Here is a 22102-nt window from a genome sequence, read left to right on the forward strand (position 1 = left end):
GCATGGAGTTTTTTTATTTTCAATTACTTATTAGGGGGAATTGGACAATGAACAAACCTTTTCATGGCCAAAAGCTGACATTGCTTGCTATGTCGGTACTGGCGGCGCTGACTATGCCGGTTTATGCGGCTGAAGAAGCGGTTAACACCAGGGATGTGGTGGTTACCGCCACCCGGACCGAACAGGAAATTAAGGAAACGCCTTCGGCGGTTGAGGTGATCACCAGGGAAGATCTGGACAAAATCGGGGCGAATAATCTGGCTGACGCCCTGAAAATGGCGACAAGCATCAATGTCGGCAGTCCGGCTATGGCCGGCAGCGATGTAACCGTACGCGGCATGTCAACAAGACATACTCTGATTATGGTCAACGGAAAACGGCTGGTTTCGGAGGGCAGTTATTCTACCGCCAATTCCTATGAGCTGGAGCGGATCAATATGGAGAACGTGGAGCGTATTGAGATTGTCCGGGGGCCGGTCAGCTCGCTCTACGGTTCGGATGCCCTGGGCGGCGTCATCAACATTATTACCCGCAAGCCCGAGAAGGAACAATTTACATTTTCGTTAAGTCCCCAGCGCTATACCGATAAGAGCAGCATTGGCAGCGACAATTATGCGATGCGCTATGACACCGGCAAAAGCGGCAAGTGGTCCTGGATTATCAGCGCCGACCGGACGGAAACCGACGCCTATGAAAATGCCGACAATACCACCAAAAACCAGTTTGGCCGCCGGGAAAACCTGAATATGGAAGGCACCTATGATCTGGCCGGAGACCAGTATCTGGATGTTTCGGTCAATCTTTTGCGGGAGGATTTAAACGGCCGCAGCACCGAAACGTCGGGAGCGCTGCGCAATGACGATTATGTAAATACCCGCGATCAGTACAGCCTGGGGTTCCGGGGCAAAACGTCAAACGGTGATTATCAGATAAGAACGTACTACGGTGAACATGATAAGACCAACAAGGGCTTTTTGCTGGCCGACGGCTCCCTGGCGGATTTTGATGTATCCAAGCGGAAAACCTGGACGCTGGAAGGCCATGTGTCCACCCAGATCGGCGACCGGCATCTGCTGACGACAGGCGGTGAATACCGGACCGAAAAATACCGGGGAACGCGGATCGGCACAAATGACAAAGTCTTTGATATCACTTACGGCAATCTGACAAAGCAAGGCTCACAGGCTGATATTGATTATTCCGCTTTCTACGTGCAGGATGAGTGGCTGGTCAATGACCGCCTGCTGATCATTCCTTCCGTGCGTTATGATGACAGCAACAAGTTCTCCGGCAGCGCCAGCCCTAAAGTGGGCATGACCTATAAAATGAATGATCATTATCGTTTAAAGCTCAATGTGGGCAAGGGGTTTAAAGCCCCGACGCTGGACGACATGTATATGGAGATGACCAAAATTATGGGCGGCATGACCGTGCATGTCACCGGCAATCCCGATTTGAAGCCGGAGAAATCAACCAGTTATGAACTGGGCATAGAAGGCGAGAAGGGAGCCACTTTTGGAAAACTCACCTATTTTGTGAATGATGTCACCGATCTCATCAGCACTAAGACCAAGGTTTCTTTCATTCCAGGCGTCGGCATGCGGGCTGACTCGACTTATCTCAACGAGGATAAAGCGGACATTGACGGGGTGGAATTTGAAATCGGACGCCATTTAAGCGATAAAATTACCCTGAAGATGAATTATACTTATCTTGACGCCACCGGCACAAGCGGACAAAGGCTGGAAGGACGCGCCAAGCAGCAGGGAACGGTGCAGCTGCACTATGACGACAGCAAGGAAAACGGCATAAGCGCCGTACTGTGGAACGAATGGAAGAAAGACTATCTCTATTCCTCCAGCAGTAAAATCAACAAAACCTATGCGTTATGGAATATCTCAGTGAATAAGAAGTGGAACGACAATTTCAGCAGCTATGTCGGCGTGGAAAACATTTTCAATAAAAAAGATATCGAGCTCAACCTGCTGGGTGCTATCCTGCAAGCGGGCATGACCTTTAAACTATGAGAGGAATGTTAAACGTCATCTTGACGGTGATTTTGGTTATGGCCATACCTGCGGCGGCGGCGGCCGGCCCTGATGTCCGGATTTACACCGCCGCCGGCCGCGAGCTGGAACGCGGACAGCTGGCGGAAGTGCTGGATCCCTATGAGGTAATTATTTTTGGCGAGTATCATGACAACGATGTATTGCACCAGCTGGAGTACGGACTTTTACAAAATGTTTTTGCCAGGGACAATAAGCTGGCCGTGTCGCTGGAAATGTTTGAACGCGATGTGCAGGGGCAGCTTGACAGTTATTTGGCAGGCAGGCTTACCGAAGTTGAATTTTTGGACAAGTCCCGGCCCTGGAAAAATTACCGTCAGGCTTACCGTCCTCTGGTCGAATTTGCCAAGGCGCAGGCGTTGCCGGTGCTGGCCGCAAATATTCCCCGCCAGGCGGCGGCCCATTACGCCCAAACGGGTTCCCTGGCGGGAGTCGGGGCTGAACTGGAAATGTATCTGCCGCAGCTTCACTCCGCTCCGGACGGAGAATACCGGCGCAGGTTTATGGCCCTAATGGGCAGCGGGCAAATGCCGGTAAGAGCGGAAAACCTGGATCGCTATTACAAGGCCCAGTGCCTGAAGGATGATACAATGGCGGAAAGCATCGCCGATTTTCTCAGACAGCGGCCTGACTATAAACTAATTCACTATCAGGGGGATTTTCACAGCCGGCAGCGGCTGGGCGTAGTGGAAAAACTGCAAATGCTCCGGCCTGAGCTGAAAGTAGCGGTAATCACTCCGGTGTATACTGAAAATCCGGCTGATTTGGCCAATTTGCCGCCCCGGTACCGGAATGCAGGCGATATTATTATCTTTTTGCAGCAGCCTGGTCAACAGGGGGAGAAGTAGTTTGCATTTCGTTTCCTTTCGGAAAAGGGATTTTGCGGTGCACAAGCCAATATATTAAGTAATCAATGAATTAGGGGGAATGTTCAATGGCTATTAAAAAAGTATGCCTCTTAATCGTAGTATTGCTGTTTTCCCTGGCCGGCGGCGCCGAAGCTGCGGCGGATCCTGTTACCGACAGGCTGTTAACCGGCTTAAATGAAAATAATTACCGCAAATTTTCCAGCGATTTTGACCAGGGCATGAAAGAAAATTTCTCCGAAGCACATTTTAGGACAATACATGCTGATATTAAAGCCAAAATTGGTGATTATATTTCCCGGAAATTTGTCGGGATGGAAGAAAAGGACGGCTACAAAATCATGATTTATCATGCCGTTTTTAGCAAGGAACAGCAAAAGGTTGTTGTCCGGACTGTTGTAAGCGAGCTTAACGGGCAGCTCTACGTTTCCGGCTTCTGGCTGGACTCGCCCAATCTTCGTAAATAATCAATACTGCAAGGAGCTGTCGCTTAACCTCCGTTTGCATAACGATCTTCCGCTCCTCGGTGATACTTAAGGCTTAGCAAAAAACAGGGAGACCTGTCCCCTGTTGAATGGCTTTCAGCTATTGCTGCGTTGCCGTCTTTGGATTGCTGGCGGGCGTTCTACCGTGTCAGCCCCTTATTTGCCGGCGAGACAGCAAACGAGACCATTGTTGAGGGCGAGGAAAATGAGATGAAGAATGTTTTGGAACTGCCTCAGTTGTCTTGTGTTTTTGGCCGGGAATTGCCCAAGGCGCAGCTTTTACTGGTCGCCGGAGGACGACGGCCGGCTGCGGATTGGCTGGCTCAGGTTGCCGGGCGTTGTCCAGTATGGTGTGTGGATCGTGGTATTGAGGTTTGCCGGGCAGGCAAGATCAGGCCGGAACGGCTGATTGGCGACGGAGACAGCGCCGCAAGGGCGGACTGGGCCTGGGGAAAGGAGCTGGGCATTCCGGTGGACCGTTATCCGCCGGAGAAGACGTTAACGGATTTGCAGCTGGCTTTGCAAACAGCCGGTTTGGTGTACGGAAAGGCAATGGTTGTTGTAACCGGGGTATGGGGAGGACGTTTTGATCATGCCTTTAGCAATATTTATTCATTGAAGGGCGGCGAAGGCTTTGGCCTGTGGGGCTGCTGCGCCGCGGACGAAAGGGAAGCACTAATTTTATTAAAGGGCGGGGATTCAGCGGAAATAAAAGTAACCGCGCCGCCGCAGGCCGTTTCCCTGCTGCCTTTGGGCGGGCATTGCTCAGGGGTATGTATTGATGGCGTTCACTGGCCGCTGGACGGTGTTGAGCTGGAGGATTCCCTGCCTTATGCCGTAAGCAACCGTTTGGCGGGTACGCAAATTACGGTAAGCATTAAGACTGGCTGGCTGGGTATTTATTTTTGCTGGGATGAAGAGTCTTTAGCCGGCCGGTAATGCTTTATTGCTGTTGACAAATACCGGTCGGCCCAATACTATAGAGATAGATAGCCCTGCTTACGGGGGACGGAAGTACCGGCGACGGCATGAAAGACTTGTTAGGGAAGTGCAGCAACGGCAGACCAAGGGGCTGTTTGCCCTGTTCCGGGAAGCCGGGGGGAAAGCGATTGCGTATAGCGCGGCATTCTTATGCGGAATGCCCGCGTTTTGTTTTATGAACCGGAAACTATTTTATTTTCGGCAGGTGAAGGGTGGGCTTTGCGCAAGCTGGCTCCGCCGGGGTTTCAAAAAATTGTGCAGAGGGAATGGAGATGCAGCGGATGGAAATGATACTGGGCAGTAAACCGGCGTTGCTGCTTGAACACCAGGCAGGTATTTTTACGCTGGCGGCAGTGGCTGTCTTGCTGTCCGGGTTAGCTTATAGCAGGAAAAGGAGAATAAGCACGCTGATGCTTGTTCATATTGGCTGTTTACTCGCCGTAACGGTAATATTGCATACGTTTCGCCTGTTTCACCTGCCCCAGGGCGGCAGCATAACGCCGGGCGGAATGATTCCGCTGTTATTGATCGCTTTCCGGTACGGACCGGCTGGCGGGTATCTGGCCGGTTTTGCCTATGGAATGATCAATTTGATCCAGGACCCTTATCTGCTGCATCCGGTGCAGCTGCTTCTGGATTATCCCCTGCCCTATATGGCCCTTGGCCTGGCTGGCTATTTCAGGAACCGGATGTATCTGGGGGCTGCCGCCGGCATTCTTGGCCGGTTTGCCTGCCACTTTATTTCCGGCGCGGTTTTTTTTGCCAGTTATGCGCCGCCCGGCGTATCGCCTTACTGGTATTCCCTGTCCTTTAACGCAGCTTATCTGGGGCCGGAACTGGCAATTTGCCTGATTATTCTGAGGGTGCTGCCGGTACAGCGCATTTTACTGCAAATGGGTGTAAAGGCCGCGCTTCAGACCGGGCCGGTTGAAGCGCCAATGCCGCGCCAAAAGAATTGAGAAGTAGGATATCCTATATGAAAGGTCAGATTGTCAATGGAACAGACAAAAAAAGGCGCCAATGGCCTGATGATGGCAGCCGGAGCTTATATTTTGTGGGGGGTATTGCCCATCTACTGGAAGCTTGTCAGCGAAGTCCCGCCAGAGCAGATTTTGGCGCAACGGATTGTTTGGTCATTTGTTTTTATGGCAGTTGTTCTGGTAATACTGAACACGCATAAGGCTTTTTGCACCGAATGCCGGCAAGTGGCGGCTTCACCTGAAAAATTTCTGGGCGTGGCTGCGGGAGCGCTGCTAATTAGCATTAACTGGTTTGTCTATATTTGGGCAGTGAATAACAACAGGGTAATTGAAACAAGTCTGGGCTATTATATCAATCCTTTATTTAATGTGTTGATCGGCATTCTGGTTCTGCGGGAGAAATTGTCTTTTTGGCAATTGGCAGCGGTAGCTCTGGCCGCGATTGGCGTGTTGAATATGGTGGTGCATTTTGGGTCTGTCCCCTGGGTATCCTTAACGCTGGCAATTTCTTTCGCCCTGTACGGGCTTTGCAAAAAGGTGGCCCGGGTTAGCGCGATTACCAGTATCACGTTGGAAACGCTGCTGATTACTCCGTTTGCCCTCGGATATCTGGTATACTTGCAGGCGGCCGGCAGCCTGGTTGGCCTGCCGCTGTCCTTAACCTCGGTTTTGCTGGCGGGTTCCGGGATTGTCACAGCCATTCCGCTGCTGTTATTTTCCAGGAGCGCCAATCAGTTGTCGCTGACAGTACTGGGTTTAATTCAATATTTGTCGCCAACCATTGGATTAATGCTGGGCATATTTCTTTACCATGAGAGTTTTACTATTGTTCATTTTCTTTCCTTCACTTTTATCTGGCTGGCGCTCATGGTATTTTCCTTGTCGAAAACATCGCTTTTTATTCAGCTGGAGATGCGTATTCTGAAAAAGCGTTCTATTGGATCCTAGTGTCTTGGCAAAGTTGTATAGTCCTGCGGCAATGCTGCCGCAGGACTATTTTTTGGCATACTATTGATGGTATCCAAATGGATACTATGCTACCAATAAGTGCGTACTTGTAAAAACGAATTTGATTGATTAACCTTAGCATAAGGTTAAATACTTCCGGCAAGAACCGGTAATGCTATGCAAAGGGGTTGGTTTTATTGAAGATTGTGGCGTTTAACGGCAGTCCCAGGAGCAATGGAAATACGGCGCAAAGTATTCAAATTGTTCTGGCTGAACTGCACAAAGAAGGAATTGAAACTGAAGTCATTCAGTTAGGAGGCCGCAAGGTTTTTGGCTGCCTGGCCTGCAACAGGTGCTGGGAAACGCAGAATAACCGCTGTATCAGGCAGGATGATGAGATCAATTCATTTATTGCCAAGATACAGGAGGCGGACGGTGTGATTATCGGTTCGCCGACTTATTTCAGCAATGTGTCGACGGAGGTGAAAGCGCTGATCGACCGCTGCGGCTATGTTTCGAAAGCCAACGGCGGGACGCTGCTGCGGGGAAAAGTAGGCGCGGCGGTTGTGTCTGTCCGCAGAGCGGGCGCCACGTTTACCTATTCAGCCATCAATTTCTTTTTTGGCATTGCTGAGATGATTATTCCCGGCTCCAGTTACTGGAATATGACGCTGGCTTTAGAGCCGGGTGATGTCCAGCAGGATGAGGAGGGTAAGGAAACTTTCCGTACGCTTGGCCGGAACATGGCCAAATTGCTGAAACAAACCGTATGACGACTGTGGTATTTAAAGCAGGAGGTGTCTGAATGTCTTATTTACTTACGCCACTCTCTACAGGGGCATTGGGTCTGTCCAACCGTCTGGTGATGCCGCCAATGGCGACTGCCAAGGCTGAGGCGGATGGGAAAGTGAGTGCTGCAATTCTTGATTACTACCGGGAGAAGTCCGCCGGCGGCTATTTTTCGCTGGTTATTGTCGAACACAGCTATATCCAGCAAGCAGGCAAAGCCAGCGCGAACCAGCTATCGGCAGCGGACGACAGCGTGGTTGACGGATTGCGGGCGCTGGCCGGCGTTATCAAGAGCAGCGGCGCTAAAGCCGTTGTTCAGCTTAATCATGCCGGCAGCTCCGCCAGTGAGGAGATTACCGGGATTAAGCCGGTTGGTCCATCGGCGGTTGTCAACCCCCGCCAGGGTGGCATTCCCCAGGCGTTGACCGGCGCGGAAATTAAAACGGTGGTTGAAGCTTTCGCCTTAGCCGCCGGGCGCGTGAAAGCAGCCGGCTTTGACGGTGTTGAGATTCATTCGGCGCACGGTTATCTTCTTAACCAGTTTTTTTCGCCACTGACCAATCAGCGTACTGACGAATATGGCGGGAGCGTATTCAACCGCATCAAAATTCATTTAGAGGTGATTGCCGCCGTCAGGGCCGCTGTGGGCAAGCATTATCCTGTACTGCTGAGGCTTGGGGCGGGAGATTTTACAGAAGGCGGAACAACAGTTGTTGACAGCATCCTTGCCGCGCAAGCGTTTGTTGAGGCCGGTGTGGATGTGATTGACATTTCCGGGGGATTTTCGGGTTATGTCAATCCTGAGAGCACGGCGCAGGGCTATTTCTCAGAACTCAGCGCGCCTGTTAAGCAGGCTGTGACGGTTCCGGTCATTTTGACCGGAGGGATTACCGAGGCTGAAGCGGCAGAGGAATTGCTGGCCGCCGGCAAAGCCGATCTTATTGGGGTGGGCCGGGCTGTACTGCAGGATTCCGGCTGGGCTAAACGGGCGGTGGAGCAGCTTTATTCAAAACAGTAGATCGTGTGTGACAAGGAGGCGCCGGCATGGCAGTGAATATCGTACTGGAAACAATAAAAAAACGCCGCAGCATTCGCAGTTACCGCCAGGAGCAGATTCAGGAGGCCGAGCTGCAGGCGATACTGGAAGCCGGCCAATATGCGCCAAGCGCAGTCAATCAGCAATTGTGGCATTTTACGGTCATTCAAAATGCCGCTCTGCTGGCTGAACTGAACACAAGCGCCAAGGAAGCGGCCGCCAGGTTTGAGGATGAGCATGTTCAAAAACTGGGTAAAAATAAGCGGTTGAATATCTTTTATGGCGCTCCGACGGTAATTCTGGTTTCAGGCCGTGAGGGCGCGCTGCTGGTTGGAGCTGATTGCGCCGCCGCCGTCCAGAATATGCTGCTGGCCGCCGAAGCTCTGGGGCTGGGCGCTTGCTGGGTCAATCTCACTGTTTTCGCGTTTGCCGGTGATAAAGCGTCCTATTTCAAACAACGGCTGCAGCTGCCCGAGGGTTATCAGCCGTTGTATTCCGTTGTCGCCGGCTATAAAAAAGCCGCAGCAGTTGCCGCGCCTGTCCGTAAAGGCAAGGTTGTCAGTTATGTCCGGTAGCGGTAAGTTTAAGGCAAACAACCTGTGTTCAGTAATGAGCGCAGGTTGTTTTTGCGACTAAAGGGTTGCGCCGGCCTGCTTGATGAAAACGGTGCGGTGCAAGGACAGTCGCTTGCTCGACAGCCTAGGGGGAAAGACCAGGAGTACCAATGGAGTACATAGAAAAGACAAATGATTTAATAACTGTCTTATTGTAGACAGTCAGAGCAACTGGTGCTATAATTTGGGCTGATTTGCACTTTGCGGAGGGGGAGTCTTAATATGGAAGAGACCAAAATACGGTTTGGCATTGGCACGAAAATAGTCATGATTGTTTTGGCGGTTATTGCAATTTTTCTATTGTTGATTGTTTATGAAACCAACAAAAACAATGAAGTGCGGGAGAGTTATGAAAATCTGATTTATCGCAGCGCCCCCCTGGTTTTTGACATAAAGGAGTTAAATATGGAACTGAAAAACCAGGGCTATTTGGCTAGAGGCTATCTATTGACAAGCGATGCTGCTTATTTGCAGCAATATAATGAATCCCGGAAAAGAGCGGAGACGCTACTGGACAGTCTGGAAAAAAATCTGATTACGCCGGAAGGCAAACAGCGCTTGCAGGAAATGCGGGCAGTGTTAAGCAGTTACCACCAGGCAACGGAAAAAACCGTTCAAATTCATCAGCAGCAGGGAGCGCAGCAAGCATTAAGCTATTTGGCCGGCGCCGGTGAAGCCAGCCGCAAGGCGGAAACAACGCTGGATGAATGCAGTACGTTTTTAACGGAGCGAATGGATTTGCGGGTGCGGGAAAGCCGGGAGGCCTCTGCGGCAGCGACCAGAATTATTATTGCCGCAATTGCGGCAACGGTAGTTCTGGCCCTGGCGTTGAGCGTCGCCTTTTCCCGCCGGATTGCCAGGCCGCTGCGTGAAGTTGTCACAGTGGCAACAGCAATTGCGCAGGGAAATCTGGCGGTAAATACCGTCCGCTATAACGATAACGATGAAATTCGCATTCTGGTCATGGCTTTTGAGCAAATGTCCGGCAACCTGCGCAGTTTGATTGGCCAGGTGGGGCTGGCAACCGAGCAGGTTACCGTTTCGGCGGCGGAGTTAAAAGAAGGAGCGGAGCAGTCAGCGCAGGCGATCAATCAGGTTGCGGCGACCGTAAGCGATATTGCTCAGGGAACGGAGGAACAAGTGACGGCGGTTGATGCTACAGTGACCGTAATTGAGCAGATGTCATCCGGCATTCAGCAGGTTGCCGGCAATTCCAATACTGTGGCGGCTGTGGCCGAACAAGCCAATCAGGCTGCCGCTGCCGGGCGCAATTCCCTGACCCAGGCGGTAAATCAAATGCAAAGCATTGAAACAACGGTCAATCATTCCGCCGGTGTCGTGGCTAAGCTGGGCGAGCGTTCCAAAGAGATCGGGCAGATTGTTGAGACTATTTCCGGTATTGCCGGTCAAACCAATTTACTGGCGTTAAATGCCGCCATTGAAGCTGCCCGCGCCGGCGAGCAGGGCCGGGGATTCAGCGTTGTCGCTGACGAGGTGCGCAAGCTGGCGGAACAGTCGCAGCATGCGGCCAGTCAGATCGCGGGACTGATTAACGAAGTCCAGCTTGACACGACGGAAGCGGTTAGCGCGATGAGTAAAGGAACGACCGAGGTCCGGGTGGGCACCGAGGTAGTTGAAGGAGCAGGACTGGCTTTTGCCGATATTGAAAGGCTCATCCGGCAGGTTTCGGAGCAGATGAGCGATATCAGCGCTGCGATTGAGCAAATGGCGGCCGGCAGTAATCAGGTGGTCACGTCAATCCGGCAAATTGATCAGATCAGCAGGCAAACGGCCGATCAGACCCATACCGTATCGGCTGCCAGTGAAGAACAGTCGGCTTCTATTGAAGAAATTGCCGCATCAAGTCAGTCCCTGGCTAAAATGGCTGACGAGTTGCAAAATGTGATTAAAAAGTTTACAATTTAATATAACAGCTAATCCGTCAATTCAGACTTGACCGCAAAGTACGCAAAAAGTGATCAAAGGCGACACTGAACGATGGCACTGTTAAGAGCTGCGTGTACCGGGCTTGACAGCGCCTATCGTTTGGCTTTTGATGAATTTTGCGTATTTTTCGGTCATTGCTTATGAACGGCGGAATAGAATCATGATACGTACCTGACTTTCTAATAGTGATGGAGCACAATATGAACAATGTTAATGAGCAATTTTTGCTGTCTTTATTGATTATTGCTTTGGGGTACATGGTTAAAAGACTGGCGGTTGTGAAAGAAACGGACGGCGAAGGACTGGCCAGAATCATCTTTAATATTACTTTGCCGGCATTAATTATTACGACCTTCAGCAGGATACAAATTGATTTTTCTTTGATTATGATTACGGTAATCAGTACATTATACTGTTTAGGGATGACTGTCATTGCTCTGGTTGTTTTCCGCAGGGAAATGAGAAGTACCAGGGGCATGCTGGGCATGCTGCTGCCGGGATTTAATATCGGTCTGTTTGCCTATCCCCTGGCGGAGGCTGTCTGGGGCCAGGCCGGGCTGCAGTATTTCGGTATGTTCGATGTCGGCAACTCACTGGTTATTTTCGGTGTATGTTATTTGGTGGCAGGCTATTTTTCAGCAGATGGCCTGAAGCTGGAGCTGAAAAGTATTGTTCTGAGACTGATGAAGTCGGTTCCGCTGCTGACCTATGTGCTGGTATTTTGTATGGCGGTGAGCGGATTCCGGTTTCCGGACACTGTTTTAGCGATTACGGGGATTTTGGCTAAGGCCAATATGCCGTTATCCTTGCTGCTGCTGGGCATTCATCTGAGTTTTTCCTTTAACCCGGCGTACTGGCGCAATATGGTCAGGATTTTAGCGCTGCGCTATGCGATCGGCCTGGCCGCAGGCGGATTATGTTTTTATTTCCTGCCGTTTGATGATATGCTGAAATACACGCTGCTGCTGGGTTTTATTCTTCCCGTATATGTTGCGGCAATTCCGTTTGCGCTGGAATTTCATTATGATCAAAAGTTTGTCGGCGCGCTGGCTAATCTAACCATGCTGATCAGCTTTGTACTAATTTGGCTGATCATTGGCTTTATGCCTGGCGCTCAATAACCCCTGCGCTTCCAGGTTCTTACGAGATGCTTCGCGCTCAGCCGCGGTGGCTACAGAGCGCCGGTCAAAACGCGGCAGGGCGAAAGGGTTTGGAGGTGATAATTCTTTGGAAATCAGGCAGTTACGGACGTTTATGTGCATTGTAAAATTAGGGAGTTTCTCTCAGGCAGCCCAATTTCTTGGCTATACGCAGTCTTCGGTAACCACCCACATTCAATTGCTGGAAAAAGAGCTGAATACCGTGCTGTTCGAGCGTTTTGGCCATCAGCTTATGCTGACAACCGACGGAGAACGGCTTTATGAGTACGCTGATAGCATTACCAGGCTGGCTGAGGACGCCAAGAATGATCTGGATCATTCGGCCTCGCCGCGCGGGCCGATCATTATTGGCATGCCTGAGTCGTTATGCGTATATCACTTGAGTGAGTTGTTACAGGAATACATTTCTTTATACCCTGAGGTTGAATTAAAACTAAAATTTGGCATAAGCAGTGACTTTCGTCTTTTGCTGCGCAAGAACATGATGGATATTGCCTTTTTTTTAGAGAAAACCATTTCCGACCATGATCTGGTCGCCAGCTTCCTGTGGTCTGAACCTATTGTTCTGGCTGCCTCGCCCCGCAATGAGCTGAGCCGTCTGGAGCGGATCGACGCCAGGCATTTAAAAGGGCAGACCCTGATTTTTGTCGAAGCCGGCAGTATTTACCGGAGCATGCTGGAAAAAAAACTGGCTAAGGCTTCGGTGCGCCCCCGGTCGATATTGGAAATTGGCCAGATCCAGACCATTAAGCAGTTTGCCGTTAATAACCTGGGGATAACTGTTTTGCCGCTGATTGCCGTAAAGGAGGAAATCGCGGCCGGGACCCTGGTTGCTTTGCCCTGGGAGGGAACGGAATTGCAAACAAGTGCTTTTATGGTATATCACAAAGAGAAATGGTTGTCGCACAATATTAGTTCGTTTATCAGGCTGGTCAGGGAAAGACTGTTAAAATGAGAGGCGGAGGCTGAGATGAACATGATCGGGGAGCTGAAACAACAGGTAAAGCTGCTGGTGGCGGGGGAGCATGGTCTGGTGGTGGAGTTTGGCAACGAGATTTCACCGCAAATGAACGGGCTTGTACAGCAGCTGTCCCGCCGTCTGTCTGCTGTCCGGGTTGCCGGGGTTATTGAGGTTGTGCCGACCTACCGGTCGCTTACCGTATATTTTGACCCATTTACGATTGCACGTGAAGCTTTGAGCAGTTTGATTAAGGAATTGCTCAGCGGCATTAAGCCGCAAAATAAACAAACTTTACCGGCAAGAGTGGTACGGGTGCCGGTTTGCTATGGCGGTGTGCTGGGGCCTGATCTGGAGTTTGTCGCCCGGTATGCCAATGTATCGCTGGACGAAGTCATTGCCCTGCATACCGGGCGACCGTATCTGGTTTATATGCTGGGCTTTACGCCGGGCTTTCCCTATTTGGGCGGCATGCCGGAGAAAATTGCCGTGCCGCGCCAGGAAAAGCCGCGGGCCAATATTCCGGCAGGCTCTGTCGGCATTGGCGGTAACCAGACCGGCGTATATCCGATCGAAAGCCCGGGTGAATGGTGGCTGATCGGCCGTACGCCGCTTAAGGCCTTTGATCCCGGCAGCTCCTCGCCTTTTTTTGTTTCTGCCGGCGATTACCTGCACTTTTATCAGATTAGCCTGGAGGAATATTTTGACCTTCGCCGTCAGGTGCGGGCCGGGGTGTATCTTCCTGAGGAAGGCGAGCTGGAGCAGGAAATGATCAGCACCGGTTCTATACAATAGCTTGCAATGCCATCCCCGGGATTACCGGCGTTAATTTTCACGGCCATCGTGAATGCCAGGTAACTCGGGGAATGTTTTCGGCTTCTTTGTGTTAAAGTAAAAAGGCGAAAGGCAGCAGCAATCCGTTCAGACAGGAGGAATATTCTTGATAACGATCATTCAGCCAGGTGCTTTTACAACAGTTCAGGATGAAGGGCGCTGGGGTTATCAGGCTTATGGCCTGCCAATTGCCGGCGTTATGGACCGGTATGCCGCCCGGATGGCCAATCTGCTTGCCGGCAACCGGCCGGAGGCGGCGGTTCTTGAAATGACGGCCGCCGGCGCTGCTTTTAAATTTGATGAAGAACAGCTTATCGCAGTATGCGGCGCTGATATGCAGGGGCTGCTGAAGGATGCCAAGCTTGAAAATTGGACATCCTTTTTTGTCCCGAAAGGCGGAGAAGTACGGTTTAGCGGTGTTTTGAACGGATATCGCACCTATCTGGCTGTACGGGGCGGATTTGATGTACCGCCGGTGCTGGGGAGCCGTTCGACGTATACCAGAGCCAAAATAGGGGGACATGAGGGCCGCAGTCTGCGGCCGGGGGATGTACTGTATGTTGGCGCTGACTTTCAAACGCCGGCGATTCCCCGGCGACTGGCTTTACCGTATAGTCGCCGGTATAGCAATGAAATCACGTTAAGCGTTATGCTGGGGCCGCAGGCGGATATGTTTGCGCCCGGAACCCTGGAAACATTTTTTCAGCAGGCCTACAAAGTTACTCCAAAGGCTGACCGGATTGGTTACGGGTTACAAGGCCCCAAACTTAAAGCGCTGGATAAAGTAGATATTATCTCTGACGCCATGTGTCAGGGAGCAATTGAAATCGTAGCCAACGGCATGCCGTTTATCATGACAGCCGACCATCAGACAACCGGCGGATTTGCCAAACTAGGCTCGGTTTTTTGGGCTGATTTGCCTGTTCTGGCCCAAGCCAAGCCGGGCGATGTCATTCGTTTTGTCAAAATGGACGAACAGGCGGCTCTTGCCGCGCTGCGCCTGGAAAACATTTGCTATGAGCATTTTGCTGAATTGTGCCTGTCTGCCGGATGATTTGAAGTTCAATAAAATTGAACTGCCGTATTAATTTTTTTAATTTTACGGCAAGCTTTCTGAATGCTATGATAGGTGACAAGGTAGTTAGTGCAATAGAATGAACGAAGCGAAGGCGCTTCAGACAAAACAGATTTTGTTTTGTTTGAAGCGCCTTTTTTTTCATTCTACACCGTTACAGGCATTGAACAGGGCCGGCTTTAGGTCTTGCAATGACAGCTTTAGGAGGATGTTATGGCTTACAGGGTTGATTTAAATTGTGATTTGGGTGAAAGCTTTGGCGCTTATCAATTGGGCCGGGATCAGGAAATTCTGCAGTTTGTCACTTCAGCCAATATTGCCTGTGGCTTTCATGCCGGTGATCCTGCGGTAATGCGCAGGACGGTAAGGCTGGCTCTGGACAATAACGTGGACATCGGCGCTCATCCGGGACTGCCGGACCTGGTTGGGTTTGGCCGCCGAGCTATGGATATTACCGCTGAGGAAGCTTACGATCTGGTGGTTTATCAGATTGGCGCACTGGCCGGCTTTGTCAAGGCGGAAGGAGGGACAATGCGGCATGTAAAGCCGCACGGGGCTTTGTATAATATGGCCGCGAAGAACCAAGCCCTGGCGGATGGCATCGCCGGGGCAATAGCCAAAGTAAATCCTGAACTCATCCTGTTTGGCCTTTCCGGCAGTGCGTTGGTGAAGGCCGGCCGCCGCTTCGGCCTGAAAACCGCTCAGGAGGTTTTTGCCGACCGGACCTATCAAGCGGACGGCACGCTGACGCCGCGCAGTCAGGCGGATGCCATGATCACAAATGATCAGCAGGCTGCCGCGCAGGTCATTAAAATGGTGCGGGAGCAGACAGTGCAGTCGCGGGATGGAAAAGCGGTTAAAATCCAGGCGGATACTGTTTGTATTCATGGCGACGGTTTACATGCTCTGACTTTTGCCCGTCACTTACGGAACGTTTTGGCGGAGGCGGGAATTGATGTTCAGGCAGTCGCCAAACAATAACGCAGAGTAATACAGTATGGACAGGAGCGGATGATAGCGTTGAGGCAGATAGCGGTTGATTCAGAGATAGCCATTCAGCCGGTTGGGGAAACGGCGGTTAAGGTTGTGTTTGGCCAAGGAATTTCTCCTGAAATTCATTACAGGGTAAAAGCCTTGATTGATCATTTGGATAAAGCGCCATTTCCCGGATTTATTGAGTATGTGGCCGCTTTTGCCAGTGTGACTGTTTTTTATGATTTGCCTGTTATTAAGCAGCTGCAGCAGGATTCGGCGGAGAAAGACCGGCCTGCTTATCAGTTTACCGGAGGTTTGCTGCGGGATATCGTCAGCGGATTGTCTGCCCAGGCCGAGGCTGCACCCAGAGTTGTTGAAGTGCCGGTGTGCTATGGCGGCGAACATGGGCCGGACTTGGCGTATGTGGCGGAATTTAATCATCTAACGGCTGAGCAGGTGATTGAGCTCCATTCCCAGGGGCGGTATCTGGTGTATATGCTTGGTTTTGCCCCAGGCTTTCCTTATCTGGGCGGGATGCCGGAGTGCATTGCCGCTCCGCGCCGGCAGTCGCCGCGGTTAAATATTCCGGCGGGTACAGTCGGGATTGCCGGAATGCAAACCGGCGTATATCCGATTGCCACGCCAGGGGGCTGGCAATTGATCGGCAGAACGCCATTGGAACTGTTTTGCCCGCAAAATAATCCGCCCACTTTACTTAAAGCAGGAGATATCATTAAATTCCGGCCGATTTCCCCGCAGGAATACGCCGAATACGGGGGGGAAAGCCAGTGAGTATCACGGTATTGCGGCCGGGCTTACTGACCACTATTCAGGATTTAGGGCGTTACGGCTATCAGAAATATGGCGTGATTGCCAGCGGGGGCATGGATGTGTATGCATTACGGCTGGCTAATATTTTGGTGGGCAATGAACAAACGGAAGCTGTACTGGAAATTACCATGCTTGGACCTTCGTTACAGGTCAATGAAGACCTGCTGCTGGCAATTACCGGCGGTGATTTGTCGCCGGTGGTAAACGGCCGGCCAGTGCCGTTGTGGCGGCCCGTATATGTAAAGAAAGGCAGCATTCTCAGCTTCGGCGTTTGTAAATCCGGCTGCCGGGCTTACCTGGCAATCGCCGGCGGATATCAGATCGCTGCGATAATGGGCAGCAAAAGCACTTATCTGCGAGCCGGCATCGGCGGATACCAGGGGCGGGCGCTGCAGGCCGCGGATGTCCTGGAAATCAATGCTCCGGTGGCCCAGGCGGCCCGGTTTAAACAATATTTCGCCCAACAAGCCGGCGGCGATATAACGGCCCCGGCCTGGCATGCAGATGCCGGTTATATCCGGCAGGCTTTGCCGGTTGCTGTGATCAGGGTGATCAGAGGCGAGCAATTTGAGCTGTTTGCCGCAGAAAGTGTGGAGCAATTCCGGCAGGCAATATTTCAGGTCAGCACGCAGTCTGACCGTATGGGCTACCGTCTGACCGGGGTTTCCCTGCAACTGAAAGAGCCGGTGGAAATGATTTCGGAGGCCGTTTCACTCGGCGCTATCCAAGTGCCGCCTGACGGCAATCCAATTATCTTATTGGCCGACCGGCAGACGGCCGGCGGCTATCCTAAAATCGCCAAAGTGGCGTTAGTGGATGTGGATAAGCTGGCGCAAATAAAACCAGGCGGGAAAATTAGATTTAAGGAAATCACTGTAGATCAGGCTGAAAGCCTGTATCTGTCCAGGGAGCAAACAATTAGCAGCTTACAGGCCGCAGTGCAGTTAAAACTGGCCTGACCAACATGAACGGAGGGGTATTATGCTTAACACTGCTGAAATCATTGAGATCATTAAAGCCGTTGATCAGTCTTCCATCCAGCATTTTGAACTTGAACAGGCCTCGATAAGACTGACGATCAATAAGCAGGCGGCAACAGTCCGGCAGCTGCCGGAGGCGACTGAAGCCAAGCCGGAAAGTCTGCCTGCCCGAGCGGATGATTTGCCCAAGCGGGAGCAAACGGTGCAGCCTGCACCGGAACAGGAAGCCTTACAGGAAATTGTAGCGCCAATGCTGGGGACTTTTTACGCCGCAGCCGAACCGGGCGGCGAGCCACTGGTCAAAGTCGGTCAGACCGTCACTGCCGGTACAGTGGTTTGCGTACTGGAAGCAATGAAGTTATTTAATGAAATTGCGGCTGGCGTTGATGGGGAAATTGTTGATGTTTTAGTCAGCAACGAGGAGTTTGTGGAATATGGGCAGCCTTTATTTTTAGTAAAGCGCAAACCTTAAAATAGTCTGATTCATTTAAACATAGAAAAGAGGAGCAGATCGTATGACACTTCTGGGGATTGCAGTAGTAATTATTGGATTCGCTTTACGGTTCAACCCTTTGCTGGTAGTTGTAGTCGCCGGTATTGTCACCGGCCTGGCCGGTAATTTGCCGGTAGAAAAAATTCTCACCGTTTTTGGTGAGGCTTTTATCAAAAATCGCTATTTGCCACTATTTTTGTTAACTTTACCGGTCATCGGACTGTTAGAGAGAAATGGGCTAAAAGAGCAGGCCCTGACGCTGATCAGTAAGATTAAAGCTGCTACCAGCGGTCGTTTGCTGATATTGTATTTGTTTATTCGCGAAGTCGCCGCTGCAATAGGCTTAACTGCCCTGGGCGGCCATGCCCAACTGGTGCGTCCGCTGATTGCGCCAATGGCTGAAGCTGCCGCCGAAAACAAATTTGGCAAATTGCCGGAGGCTACCAGAAATAAAATTAAAGCCTACGCTGCTTCCGCCGATAATGTCGGCTTGTTCTTTGGTGAAGATATTTTTATTGCCTTTGGGGCGATTCTATTGATGAAAGGCTTTTTTGAGCAAAACGGCATCATCCTGGAACCTTTGCAAATTGCCGTATGGGGTATTCCCACTGCGATTACAGCTTTTATTATTCATGGAACCAGATTGCTGTTATTGGACAAATCCATTCAGCGGGAAGTAGAACAGGCGGCTGAGAGCGAAAAGGAGTTGAACAAACATGCTTGTTAGTCTTAGTCATATTTACGATATCCTGGGTATTTTGGTAGCGGTTGTTGCTGTGCTGTCCTTGCGGGACACAGCCAATCCCAAACGTTTTCTGACCGGCGCCTTTTGGGGGTTGTATGCGATTACTTTTTTATTGGGAAATATGATTGATCCGCTGACTATGGGGCTAATTGCAATCGCTATGGCGGTCATTGCCGGCTGCGGCGGAGTCTGTGGGGGCAAGCATACCGAGGCAACGGTTGCAGACCGTACCGCGAAAGCCAAAAAACTGGGCAGCTGGTTGTTTTTGCCGGCACTGCTGATCCCGATTATTACGGTGATTGGTACACTTGGTTTAAAGGATGTTACAATTGGCGGCGTACAGCTGCTGGATAAAGCCAATGTCACGCTGGTTAGTCTGGGGGTTGCCTGCGTGCTGGCCTGGGTGGCGGCGATGGCTCTGACCAAGGATAAGCCGTTACAATCGGTAAAAGAATCACGCCGGCTGTTTGATGCGATTGGCTGGGCAACTGTTCTGCCGCAAATGCTGGCCACTTTGGGTGCTGTTTTTGCTGCTGCCGGGGTAGGGCAGGTAATATCCGATTTGGTCAGCGCAGCTATCCCGGTTGACAATCGTTTTCTGGTGGTGTTTGCCTATACGGTTGGCATGGCGCTGTTTACCATGATCATGGGTAATGCTTTTGCTGCTTTTCCGGTCATGACCGCCGGGGTGGGGCTGCCGCTTATTGTCAATATGCACGGCGGCGATCCGGCAATTCTGGCGGCCATCGGGATGTTTTCCGGTTACTGCGGCACATTAATGACGCCAATGGCGGCAAACTTTAATATTGTGCCGGCTGCTTTGCTGGATTTACCCGACAAGAACGGCGTAATCAAGGTGCAAATACCAACAGCCTTGTTGTTGCTGGGCGCGAATGTGCTGTTAATGTATTTCTTGGTATTCTAAGGAGAAGCAAACCATGATGAAAAAAGTCTTAATCGCCAACAGAGGCGAAATTGCCGTGCGGATTATCAGGGCCTGCCGGGAATTGGGCATCGGCACAGTTGCGGTGTATTCGGAAGCCGACCGTGAGGCCTTGCATGTAAGGCTGGCCGATGAGGCCTATTGCATCGGACCGGCGGCGGCTAAAGATAGTTATTTAAAAATGACCAGCCTGCTAACGGCGGCTCAGTATGCGAAAGCGGATGCCATTCATCCGGGGTATGGGTTTCTGGCTGAAAACGCGGCATTTGCTGAAGCCTGCGCCGCTTATGATATTATTTTTATTGGACCCCGGCCGGAAGCGATCAGGAAGATGGGCGATAAAGCCGTCGCCCGGAGCACCATGCAGCAGGCCGGCGTACCAGTTGTTCCCGGGACGGACGGGTTGATCGAAAATATTGACTCCGCCGTACTTCTGGCAACAGAACTTGGTTATCCGGTAATGATCAAAGCAACCGCCGGCGGGGGCGGCAAGGGCATGCGGGTCGCCTGGGATGAAAGCCAATTACGGCAAGCCATTCAGCAGGCCGGCCGCGAGGCTGAACTGGCCTTTGGCAATGCCGGAGTATATTTAGAAAAATATCTGGAAGAACCGCGTCATATTGAGATTCAGATTATGGCAGACCGGCAGGGGAACATCGCTTATCTGGGGGAACGGGATTGTTCTATTCAGCGCCGGCATCAAAAACTGCTGGAGGAAGCTCCGTCACCGGCTCTTACGCCGCAATTGCGGGCTGAAATGGGGCAGGCCGCAATTGCCGCCGCTGCAGCCGTGCAATACCACGGCGCCGGTACGGTGGAGTTTTTGCTGGACAGACATGGCAAGTTTTATTTTATGGAAATGAATACCCGCATTCAGGTTGAACATCCGGTGACTGAAATGATTACCGGGATAGATTTGGTTAGAGAACAGCTGGCAGTTGCCGCAGGCCGCCGGCTGTCGTTTAGGCAAGAGGATGTACAAATCACCGGCTGGGCAATCGAATGCCGGATAAACGCCGAGGATCCGGCCGCAGGCTTTTTACCGTCACCGGGTAAAATCGACCAATATGTCGCTCCCGGCGGTTTTGGCGTGAGGATTGACAGTGCGGCGTATTGCGGTTACCGCATTTCCCCGTTTTATGACTCTATGGTGGCTAAGGTTATTGTTTGGGGCAAAAATCGTCCGGAGGCAATTGAACGGATGAAACGGGCCTTAGCGGAATTTGAAATTGCCGGGCTCAAGACCACGATTCCATTTCACCGAAAATTGCTGGAGCATGAAGTTTTCTTGTCAGGGGATTTTAATACTAAGTTTTTGGAAACGCATCATGACAGTATTTTTCGGTGTTAACTGACCGGACAACACCGGTAAGCGAGCTTCTTGAGCTGGCAAAGCGATCGTAACAGCATAACAGCAACCGAAGCACCCCGCGCCTTAGGTTAAGGCAGGGGTGCTTTCTTAGTGGTATTTTAAAATTTTTCGGGTATCTACATTGGTATTTGTGAGAATACTGAGCATAGCAAATAGGGAATATTTATGTTTTATTTATACAAATGCACTTTGAACAATGATTGTCTGTCAAATCGCCGGTAAAGGGGGGAAACAATGAATCCTGATGCGGAAAATATCATTTGCTTAATTGCAGCATTTACGACATTGCTTATTGCTGTGTTTGCGATAGACTGGCGAAATTTTCGTGAGTGGATTGTTGTTTTTTTATTTCAGGGAGAGTTGAATCTAATTTTAGGCAGCCTGGTGGTCGAATCAAATTTGCTGGAATATCCGGTACGGTTATGGCCCAAACTATATGACACCAGTATGTTATTTGAGTTCTGGGTCTTGCCTGTTCTCTGCCTAGTGTATAATCAAACCGTTGATCATCGTAAATTCAGGACTAAATTGTGTTATGCGGTATTGTTTAGCACGGCTGTTACGATCATCGAATACCTGCTTGAAGCCAATACCAATCTGATCAATTATATTACCTGGTCCTGGCAGATTACCTTTATTACTGTTTCTCTGGCATTTTTACTGTCGCATGCGTTCCTCATATTTTACCGGCGGGGCTGTCAATATTTCTCCCGGGGAAAAAACGCCGGCTAGCCGGCTAGAATGTTGTTTGCGGATTTAGCAATTAAATGGTATGATTTAAGTAGCAATTTTATCTTGTTGTACGGCAAACAGGCTTTAGGAAAATGAGTGCTCTGCAGCTTAAAATCCCAGAAGGAATGTTGTAGAAGAACCCGGAAGTTTAGAATTACAGAGCACTAGGAATACCTGCCGGGCTGGTTGGCAAAGTACCTGTCTAAAACGGTGCTTTGTCTATTTTTTATATTGTAGTAGCATGTACCGATTTTCTATCCAAACGATGTAACACAATTGATTTGTGTTACAT

The 22102-nt window shown here is 50.8% G+C and carries 22 protein-coding genes; all 22 read left to right on the forward strand.

Annotated elements, in window-relative coordinates:
• The first annotated feature begins 47 nt into the window (after nt 1-47).
• The 22 genes from BLR06_RS10150 to BLR06_RS10255 all read left to right on the forward strand — a co-directional run bounded on the left by BLR06_RS10150 (nt 48) and on the right by BLR06_RS10255 (nt 21810).
• Nucleotides 48-2027, forward strand: a complete 1980-nt coding sequence (locus tag BLR06_RS10150) for a TonB-dependent receptor plug domain-containing protein (RefSeq protein WP_092072372.1) — start codon at nt 48-50, stop codon at nt 2025-2027.
• A gap of 5 nt (nt 2028-2032) precedes the next feature.
• A complete protein-coding gene (locus BLR06_RS10155; RefSeq protein ID WP_173812851.1) occupies nt 2033-2914 on the forward strand; it encodes a ChaN family lipoprotein in 882 nt (293 codons plus the stop codon).
• 86 nt (nt 2915-3000) lie between these two features.
• Nucleotides 3001-3399, forward strand: a complete 399-nt coding sequence (locus BLR06_RS10160) for a DUF3887 domain-containing protein (protein ID WP_092072378.1) — start codon at nt 3001-3003, stop codon at nt 3397-3399.
• Nucleotides 3400-3627: 228 nt separating this feature from the next.
• Nucleotides 3628-4356 (forward strand): thiamine diphosphokinase, encoded by a 729-nt coding sequence (locus tag BLR06_RS10165; RefSeq protein WP_092072637.1) that lies wholly within the window; start codon nt 3628-3630, stop codon nt 4354-4356.
• Between the two features lie 323 nt (nt 4357-4679).
• Nucleotides 4680-5357: an energy-coupled thiamine transporter ThiT gene (gene thiT / locus BLR06_RS10170; protein WP_173812849.1), complete on the forward strand. Its 678-nt coding sequence runs from the start codon at nt 4680-4682 to the stop codon at nt 5355-5357.
• A 36-nt stretch (nt 5358-5393) separates the two neighbouring features.
• Nucleotides 5394-6326 carry an EamA family transporter RarD gene (gene rarD / locus BLR06_RS10175; protein ID WP_092072381.1) on the forward strand — a complete coding sequence of 311 codons (933 nt, stop codon included), beginning with the start codon at nt 5394-5396 and terminating at the stop codon, nt 6324-6326.
• Between the two features lie 206 nt (nt 6327-6532).
• Complete coding sequence (locus BLR06_RS10180; protein WP_245698116.1) at nt 6533-7099, forward strand: flavodoxin family protein; 567 nt, start codon at nt 6533-6535, stop codon at nt 7097-7099.
• Nucleotides 7100-7131: 32 nt separating this feature from the next.
• Complete coding sequence (locus BLR06_RS10185; RefSeq protein WP_092072387.1) at nt 7132-8133, forward strand: NADH:flavin oxidoreductase; 1002 nt, start codon at nt 7132-7134, stop codon at nt 8131-8133.
• A gap of 26 nt (nt 8134-8159) precedes the next feature.
• Nucleotides 8160-8726, forward strand: a complete 567-nt coding sequence (locus BLR06_RS10190) for a nitroreductase family protein (RefSeq protein ID WP_217636879.1) — start codon at nt 8160-8162, stop codon at nt 8724-8726.
• Between the two features lie 261 nt (nt 8727-8987).
• Nucleotides 8988-10691, forward strand: a complete 1704-nt coding sequence (locus BLR06_RS10195) for a methyl-accepting chemotaxis protein (RefSeq protein ID WP_092072390.1) — start codon at nt 8988-8990, stop codon at nt 10689-10691.
• Between the two features lie 221 nt (nt 10692-10912).
• The gene (locus BLR06_RS10200) at nt 10913-11833 is read left to right on the forward strand and encodes an AEC family transporter (RefSeq protein ID WP_092072392.1); all 921 of its coding nucleotides are present in this window, start codon (nt 10913-10915) and stop codon (nt 11831-11833) included.
• A gap of 106 nt (nt 11834-11939) precedes the next feature.
• The gene (locus BLR06_RS10205) at nt 11940-12827 is read left to right on the forward strand and encodes a LysR family transcriptional regulator (protein WP_092072395.1); all 888 of its coding nucleotides are present in this window, start codon (nt 11940-11942) and stop codon (nt 12825-12827) included.
• Nucleotides 12828-12842: 15 nt separating this feature from the next.
• Entirely contained in the window at nt 12843-13625 is a 783-nt protein-coding gene (gene pxpB, locus BLR06_RS10210) for a 5-oxoprolinase subunit PxpB (protein ID WP_245698106.1), read from the forward strand.
• 145 nt (nt 13626-13770) lie between these two features.
• A complete protein-coding gene (locus BLR06_RS10215) occupies nt 13771-14718 on the forward strand; it encodes a 5-oxoprolinase subunit C family protein (protein ID WP_092072398.1) in 948 nt (315 codons plus the stop codon).
• Nucleotides 14719-14952: 234 nt separating this feature from the next.
• Entirely contained in the window at nt 14953-15720 is a 768-nt protein-coding gene (locus BLR06_RS10220) for a 5-oxoprolinase subunit PxpA (RefSeq protein ID WP_092072401.1), read from the forward strand.
• A 30-nt stretch (nt 15721-15750) separates the two neighbouring features.
• Complete coding sequence (gene pxpB / locus BLR06_RS10225) at nt 15751-16506, forward strand: 5-oxoprolinase subunit PxpB (RefSeq protein ID WP_092072404.1); 756 nt, start codon at nt 15751-15753, stop codon at nt 16504-16506.
• Nucleotides 16503-17504 carry a 5-oxoprolinase subunit C family protein gene (locus BLR06_RS10230; RefSeq protein WP_092072407.1) on the forward strand — a complete coding sequence of 334 codons (1002 nt, stop codon included), beginning with the start codon at nt 16503-16505 and terminating at the stop codon, nt 17502-17504. The genes pxpB (BLR06_RS10225) and BLR06_RS10230 overlap by 4 nt, the downstream gene beginning before the upstream one ends.
• A gap of 22 nt (nt 17505-17526) precedes the next feature.
• On the forward strand, nt 17527-17997 hold the full coding sequence (accB, locus tag BLR06_RS10235) for an acetyl-CoA carboxylase biotin carboxyl carrier protein (protein ID WP_092072410.1): 471 nt from the start codon (nt 17527-17529) through the stop codon (nt 17995-17997).
• A 43-nt stretch (nt 17998-18040) separates the two neighbouring features.
• Entirely contained in the window at nt 18041-18745 is a 705-nt protein-coding gene (locus BLR06_RS10240; protein WP_092072413.1) for a DUF969 domain-containing protein, read from the forward strand.
• Entirely contained in the window at nt 18735-19688 is a 954-nt protein-coding gene (locus BLR06_RS10245) for a DUF979 domain-containing protein (RefSeq protein WP_092072416.1), read from the forward strand. Before BLR06_RS10240 ends, BLR06_RS10245 begins: the two co-directional genes overlap by 11 nt.
• 13 nt (nt 19689-19701) lie before the next feature.
• On the forward strand, nt 19702-21057 hold the full coding sequence (gene accC, locus BLR06_RS10250; RefSeq protein ID WP_092072419.1) for an acetyl-CoA carboxylase biotin carboxylase subunit: 1356 nt from the start codon (nt 19702-19704) through the stop codon (nt 21055-21057).
• 255 nt (nt 21058-21312) lie between these two features.
• Entirely contained in the window at nt 21313-21810 is a 498-nt protein-coding gene (locus BLR06_RS10255) for a CBO0543 family protein (RefSeq protein ID WP_092072422.1), read from the forward strand.
• Nucleotides 21811-22102 lie beyond the last annotated feature (292 nt).

It is taken from the genome of Dendrosporobacter quercicolus (assembly GCF_900104455.1).
Classification (GTDB): domain Bacteria; phylum Bacillota; class Negativicutes; order DSM-1736; family Dendrosporobacteraceae; genus Dendrosporobacter; species Dendrosporobacter quercicolus.